This is a genomic window from Streptomyces phytophilus (assembly GCF_013870535.1).
In the GTDB taxonomy this organism is placed as follows: domain Bacteria; phylum Actinomycetota; class Actinomycetes; order Streptomycetales; family Streptomycetaceae; genus Streptomyces; species Streptomyces phytophilus.
The window spans coordinates 1-1,350 of sequence record NZ_JACBXC010001487.1 but is presented as its reverse complement, the minus strand read 5'-3'; the positions used below and the strand labels follow the sequence as shown (position 1 = coordinate 1,350).

The 1,350-nt window shown below is 69.0% G+C and carries 2 protein-coding genes and 1 pseudogene; all 3 read right to left on the bottom strand.

Features of this window, described 5'->3' with window-relative positions; translation table 11 throughout:
• Positions 1-288 (bottom strand): annotated as a pseudogene (locus H5J30_RS33610) (MMPL family transporter); the annotation flags it as partial.
• 182 nt (positions 289-470) lie between these two features.
• Entirely contained in the window at positions 471-764 is a 294-nt protein-coding gene (locus H5J30_RS33605; RefSeq protein WP_018839890.1) for a hypothetical protein, read from the bottom strand.
• A complete protein-coding gene (locus tag H5J30_RS33600; protein WP_181791546.1) occupies positions 761-1,165 on the bottom strand; it encodes an ArsR/SmtB family transcription factor in 405 nt (134 codons plus the stop codon). Before H5J30_RS33600 ends, H5J30_RS33605 begins: the two co-directional genes overlap by 4 nt.
• Positions 1,166-1,350 lie beyond the last annotated feature (185 nt).

The window sequence follows — 1,350 nt, the reverse complement described above, 5'->3', positions numbered from 1 at the left end:
CTTCTGCCGGCCGGCCTCCGTCATCGCGCCGTCCGGCACGCTGTAGACCGCGACGGCGGGCATGACCTCGTCGTCCGGGTCGCCGCGGAACTTCTCCAGCTCCGTGTTCAGCTCGGCGGACTCGGCGCTGCGCGGCAGAAAGGCGTTGGGGCCGGTTTCCTCGACGTCGCCGAGCTTGCCGGCCAGCGGGCCGAGCGCGACGAGGAGGAGTATCCAGGCGGCCAGTACGAGCCATTTCGTCCGGCGTCCTCCGGGGGCAGCCACGAGCTGCTTGATCCGAGCGGACATGGGATGGTCTCCTTCAAGAGAAGTGAATCGGGCGCACGACCGGACCGCACCGCGGCCGCTGTGGTTTGCCGACCTGGCCGTGGCGCGGGAGTGTGCCGTGGGATTGCTTCGTCCTCGTACGGGCCGGAAGTTGCCGCTTCCGGCCCGTACGCATGCTGCTGCGGGCCGCTGCTCGACCTCTGCTACTCGATTTCGCGCATCATCTTCTCCATCGAGGTGATGGAGCGCCGCGCCTCGGTCAGCTCGTCGATGCTGCGGCGGTGCAGTTCGAGGTTGTCCTCCAGCAACTGCTGGTACTTGATGGCGAGTTGCCGGTACTGCTCTTCGCGGGCCGCGAGCATCTTCGCCCGCCAGGTGGCGGCGATCTGCCAGACCACCACGATCAGCAGCGCGAAGAACCCGGCGGCGCCCACCGCGCCGACCACGGCACCGACCGTGTCGGCGCTGTCGGCGAGGTGCACCGTCTGCTCGTTCATGTGGCTTCCTCTTTCACCGTCTCGGGCTTCCCGGTGCCGGTCTGGTCCTTCCCGGGGGGCTCGCCTGGCGGCTCGCCGTCACCGTCGCCGAGGGTGCGGGCTACCTCCTCGATCACGTCGGGAGTCAGCTCGTACCGGAACGGGACCACCTCGTAGAACTTCATCGCCTTGCCGTCCTCGGACAGCTCCAGCGAGCCGGTGATGAGGCCCGCGGCCTCCAGCCGCTGCAGGTGCATGTGCAGCAGCGGGCGGCTCATGCCGATCTCGCGGGCCAGCCGGCTGACGTAGTTCCGGCCCTCGTGGAGCGCCGCGACGATCCGCAGGCGGTGCGGATTGCCGAGGGCCGCGAGGACCTTGAGCAGCTCGTCTCCGGACGGGGCCGGAGCGGGCGTCCGTGCCATCTGCGGCCCCTTCGTGCGTCGGTGTGTAAGTCAAAGCTGACAGGTGTCGTGAAGACCTGTCAAAGAGTACTGACACATGTCCGGGTCGCCTGGGGGTGACCCCGGGCGGGCCTCAGGGTTTTCCCTGAGAAGCCTGCCGGGAGGCCAGGCCGAAGAGGGTGAGCGCCACGCACTGCGCCGCCGCC